The sequence below is a fragment of the Marinobacter sp. DY40_1A1 genome (assembly GCF_016597815.1).
GTDB lineage: Bacteria > Pseudomonadota > Gammaproteobacteria > Pseudomonadales > Oleiphilaceae > Marinobacter > Marinobacter xiaoshiensis.
In genome coordinates this window covers 1-4,876 of record NZ_VCHA01000015.1, presented here as the reverse complement: position 1 = coordinate 4,876, position 4,876 = coordinate 1, and the positions used below count along the sequence as shown (strand labels likewise).

The window sequence follows — 4,876 nt, the reverse complement described above, 5'->3', positions numbered from 1 at the left end:
TGTCGACTTTCCATGATTGTTCAAGAACAGGGAATGCTTCGTCAAAGAAAGTTGGATAGTTTAGGAGAGTAATTTCGGAGACGCTTTTTCTGAGCTTGACGACATTGAAATCAGTTTCGGATTGGAGTCCAGTTGCTTTGGCGGCGTTGTATACGGCTTCGACGATTTCACCACCAAGCTCGTGAAGGGCCGAGGTGTGTAGGTACCTGTATTCACCAATTCTCTTGCCAGCTACCTGAATGGATTTTGCCACGGAACCCCCTATATTAGTTAGTATCCCCGTGTTCGGGCCAGTGATATCAGAGGCTTAATTTTGTTCGAAAGTGTATGCCTAACAGAAAAATAATTGACGCTGCTTACGAATGCCACATAGTCGGACTATAGTTGAGAGAGTTTGAGTCTCGTTGTGGCAAAAAAAATACTTATATTGTTTCTATCGATGGTACGCATCGGTGGGCTACATGAAGCTAGGTCTTCAACGACTAATTGGCCATATGAATCAAGGCTTGGAAGATCATTTAATTGTGAGAAGGGAAGTCGAAAATAGCTGGCAGCCTGTCCGTTAGAGTAGTTTTGAAAAGAGGCCATTTGAAATGGCCTCTGCTTGAGACTCAGAGGTTTCACGCTGAACGCAGGGGGGAAGTGCAAAGTTTTTCCGTAAGCAACTTTGCACGCCATTCTACAGCATTAGATCCTTCGGAATTATGGGTGCCACTAGGACTGAATCTGGAGATCGCTGAACCGTAAAGAACTTGTCCGACCCCGAGTTATTGATGACCCGGGTTCTTTGATCGAAGACTCCAAATGTCAGACTAACCTCTTTTGTATGCGGTGGAAGGTCAATCTGGACATCTTTTGTCCAAGTGAGAACGTGGTACTCTGCTGAATCTGCTTTGACAGGGTATGCCTCCTTTACCGGAACCGTACGGTAAACGGGGCCCTCAATGGTGCAGTTTACATAGCCTGGCCTCCTGTCCAGCACGCTGCCTCTTTCTTCGACCCGAGCTCGATACCGAAGTCCCTCCTCAGTGGAATTGTTCCACTCGACGCCCTCACACCGTCCCGCTACGCCTTGCCCTTGCACGGTTTTGAACGCTTCGGGCGGCTTGGTCAAGTCCCACTTCCAGTCTTGGGGCGGCTTTGCGACTTTATAGACCCGTTGCTTTCGTCCCTCAAATTGCCCCATAGAATTTCTGTATGAATCGGTTTCGCGATGCTCATACTGCCGGTGGGCCACTAGGTGGAATTGGGCTACTTCAACAGGTAGGTGGACAATATTGATCTGGCGATGAACCGTTTCTTTGCCACCAAACATTCTTTTGAAGAACCCATCCGGATCTGAGAGGTAGGTCAGATTCAGTGTTTCAATCTTCATGCGGTGTTGATCGGGCTCAAATTTCTCCATAGATACAGTGAATTCTGCTTCAAGTGCCGAAGATTGAGATCTTCTAACCGATTCATCTGCAACTATCAATTTTGGGTCGGCGCGGTGAAGGTTGACACCTCTGATACGAACCTGAAATGAATCCTGCGCTGCGGGCGGCAACACCCTTGGGATGTAGCGAACTACGTAGCTACGATGGTTCGTTGGAAGACTTTCCACGATCTGATTGGCTTGATCCGCGATTTGATTGGCCGTTTCCAATGGAGGAGTGACACCTTTTATAGAGCGATCAATCGAGTCATTGATACCGAACAATACATCGCGTGTAGCTTTGTCGATTTTGTCGGCGGCTGTAGTTGCCCCCGCTAAACCGGACACCACCTCATTCATTTGATGCCAGTTCCGCCCGGTACTCCCAGGGCGATTTCATTTTCAGCCCCTTGTGCGGGTGGCTGCGGTTATAGTCCTCGATCCATTCCGACAGCCTGGCCATCACCGTGGCGGCATCAGGCAGATCGTTCAGGTACACATAGTCCCGCTTGAACGTCTTTACGAAGGCCTCAGCCATGCCGTTACTCTGAGGGCTTCTGACCGGTGTGGTACACACCACAAAGCCCAGAGAGGACGCGAAGGCCCGCGTTTCTTTGGCAATGTAACAGCTGCCATTATCCGTCAGCCATTCGAGTGGGTGCGGAACACGCTCTGACTGGCCGAAGCGGTATTCCAGGCTTTCCAGCAGTAAGTCCTGGACCATCTCAGCGGTGATGCCGCCGGTGGTCGCCACGTAGCGCATCAGTTCGCGGTCACAGCAGTCCAGGCTGAAGGCTACACGGACAACCTCCTTGTTCCAGCAGCGGATCTCAAAGCCATCTGAGCACCAGCGAAGGTCCGGCTTCAACGTAATAACCTGGCCATTGTGGCAGCGCTCTTGAGGTCGCCCTGTATACCGGGGTAACAGCAGCCCATCCTGCTTCATCAGTCGGTACACGCGCTTGTGGTTCACTCGCTCGTCGTTTGCTGCCAGCAAACGATTCAGTCGTGCGGTGATCCTTCGATAGCCGTTAGCGGCACGGGCATCGCACAGCTCACGGATAAACGGTAAATGCCGGTCATCGTCCTGTTTGCTGTATCTTGGGCTTCGGCCTTTCTGGCGACCATGAAGACGGTCCAACAGATTGGAGCGCGATACCTTCAGCACGTCCGCAACCCGCTTCAGAGGGTATCGTCCGGTGGCAGCAACGGCATGCGCGAGATCAACTTTTTTGACTGAGCCACCTCCAGGGCTTCCCGGAGTATTTCAGCTTCCATCGTCTTGCGGCCCAACATCCGCTCCAGCTCCCGAACCTTCTTGTTCAGGGCTTTCATCTCGGATGCGCTTACAACCTCATCACCGGATTCAATCGCGGACATGCCACCGTCTTTCATCAGCTTCTTCCAACGGAACAACAGACTTGCTGATATACCATGACGCCGGGCTACAAGCGATACTGACATGCCTGGCTGCTCACACTCCGCAACCATGAATGCCTTCTCCTGCGCGGAATACCGGCGACGGCGCTGCACTCCGGTTATGACTTCGATTCTCTCCACCTTGGACACTCCTTTGCACTAGGTCTATGCCTAGGCCTTTGCTTCTAACAAGGTGTCCGGTTTAAATGGGGGCTACTACAGCGGCATCATTGAGTATTGCTTTATTCGTCTCCTCCCAGGCATTCAATACGGATTTGAGGTCTGATAAGGCGCCTGCAAGCAGATAGTCTGCATCTGATATGGCCTTGTCCATTAATTCTCGAATTCGAGAATCAATGATGCTGATCATTTGCTTAGCCGTTGTCGCGGCGGCAAGTGAGTCGAGAGCGGCAGAGGTGGTTGTAGAGGTTAGGAGTGTTCCGCCCAGCATGCAGGCGAACATAAATGAGCGAAAATAAGACATTTTAAGCCCCCTTCGTCCAAGAGTAATTGATGTGCGATTGAGAACAACTCCCTACTCTCAATATCGATGGCACATCTCCTTAAAGAATAAAAGCTATTTTTTATTTTGCAAGTAATGCTACTAGAGACCGGTGCTCCGGCGGCGCCTGAAGTGTTCATCAATGAAGACGCCAGTTACGACTGTAAGACTTGGTGGTTATAAGTCTCGCCCTTATTTACATATTTATTGACCTTCGAATGTTAATTATTCGCTACGTGTAAGCTTGAGTCCAAGTAGAGAGATCAATAAGAACGGCCATCCCAATTTAACGATATTGCCAACTAGCTGATCCACCCATGTAAATCTGGTGGAATCCTTCAAAGACTTGAGTTCATTTTCCAGTTCCTCCAACTGATCCCGTAGCTGATTTTGGATCTCAAGTATCTGGTTCCTTTCACTACGTAACCTCTCATTCGAGCCGGAGTCGATAAGCACCTCATAGAGTTCATCGATTGTGTACCGATTAATGCCCAGAACGAATGAGACAGCGATGGGTATGTTCAGGTGTTCTTTCGCATTTTTAAAGTCATTTAACGACTCAACAACTAATAATCGATCCCATGCCGGGTGCTGGGCATAGCCCTCAAAGCGTTTGCATTCATTGGCTGCAAAAACATCGGGATGTCGATTGAGCATTAAAGAATCCTTCCCTTTATCCAAACCTGTCGGAGCCTCCAAACCTATCGGTGAAAACAGTATTTGACTCGCGATATCGCAGTGTACCTCCTGAATTTCTTCAGCATTCGCCTGAGCGCCAACAGCGCCTTTTTGAACGGCTGCAAGTACGGCGGCTTCGTTGGTTCTGACCGCCTCTTGAAGTCGTTCATGGCGATTGATTCGTTCTTCTAAAATAGAGTGTTTTGCTTCATTACCGGCAATTACGATTCTCGTTTGACGAATGTCACTCAAGAGATCCAGCTGCTGACGATCTGGGGTCTCATATATGAACACTAGGGCCACAGCAAGAGCGCCTACAGAATAGTAAATACGATCAACAGAGGTCTTTTGGAGAGCAGCCGTGCTCTGGGAATACCCTGACGAGAGAACAACAACAGCCACAGCATGTGTCACGACAGCGATGTTCGAGCTTAGTAAAGATGCGAAGACCGCTGCTATAAGGAGGAAAAAGGCTAAAACCGCGCCGACCTTGCCGTACTCATTCATATAGTTAGCCTTCACATTCTCGGTCTCAAAGGCCGTTTTCTTATGTGCTGGCTCAAACGCGATTTTGGGGCCAGCTGGGAATTATCAGGTCGGCGTTCGGTATTCGAGTTACCCGCGAATACTCGACACCTTCTACAGTTAAGGTAGTCCTTATTACGAGGGGCTTCCAGAATAGATATGTAGTGGTGTCCAGAAAAGTCGCACTAGATCGCCCATAAACAGTTGAAGATCGAAAAGCGATTCGAGTAATCGTAGGTTTCGTTGAGTACCTGTGGAGTGGAGTCTGAAAACCTGCCAGGATTTATCTACAGAGAAACACTTTGCCTGTGATTTGGACCATGGCATCAGACGGTAGG

Annotated in this window: 5 protein-coding genes; all 5 read right to left on the bottom strand. The window is 49.5% G+C overall.

The features are described from left to right. On the bottom strand, positions 1-253 hold a 253-nt coding region (locus FFI61_RS17650; RefSeq protein WP_227715048.1), incomplete at its 3' end, for a hypothetical protein. Between the two features lie 426 nt (positions 254-679). Then, entirely contained in the window at positions 680-1,774 is a 1,095-nt protein-coding gene (locus FFI61_RS17645; protein ID WP_200371916.1) for a hypothetical protein, read from the bottom strand. Then, positions 1,767-2,974, bottom strand: a protein-coding gene (locus tag FFI61_RS17640; RefSeq protein WP_200371915.1) for an IS3-like element ISMaq2 family transposase whose coding sequence is annotated in 2 segments (ribosomal slippage) — positions 1,767-2,647 and positions 2,647-2,974 — 1,209 coding nt in all. Because the reading frame shifts where the segments join, the coding sequence is not laid out codon by codon here. The genes FFI61_RS17645 and FFI61_RS17640 overlap by 8 nt, the downstream gene beginning before the upstream one ends. Before the next feature lie 61 nt (positions 2,975-3,035). After that, positions 3,036-3,317: a hypothetical protein gene (locus tag FFI61_RS17635; RefSeq protein WP_200371914.1), complete on the bottom strand. Its 282-nt coding sequence runs from the start codon at positions 3,315-3,317 to the stop codon at positions 3,036-3,038. A gap of 243 nt (positions 3,318-3,560) precedes the next feature. Continuing rightward, positions 3,561-4,520: a hypothetical protein gene (locus FFI61_RS17630; RefSeq protein WP_200371913.1), complete on the bottom strand. Its 960-nt coding sequence runs from the start codon at positions 4,518-4,520 to the stop codon at positions 3,561-3,563. Positions 4,521-4,876 lie beyond the last annotated feature (356 nt).

Coding starts and splice junctions, on each gene's coding strand:
- FFI61_RS17630 (WP_200371913.1), bottom strand. CDS start 4,520: ATGAATGAGTACGGCAAGGTCGGCGCGGTTTTAGCCTTTTTCCTCCTT.
- FFI61_RS17635 (WP_200371914.1), bottom strand. CDS start 3,317: ATGTCTTATTTTCGCTCATTTATGTTCGCCTGCATGCTGGGCGGAACA.
- FFI61_RS17645 (WP_200371916.1), bottom strand. CDS start 1,774: ATGAATGAGGTGGTGTCCGGTTTAGCGGGGGCAACTACAGCCGCCGAC.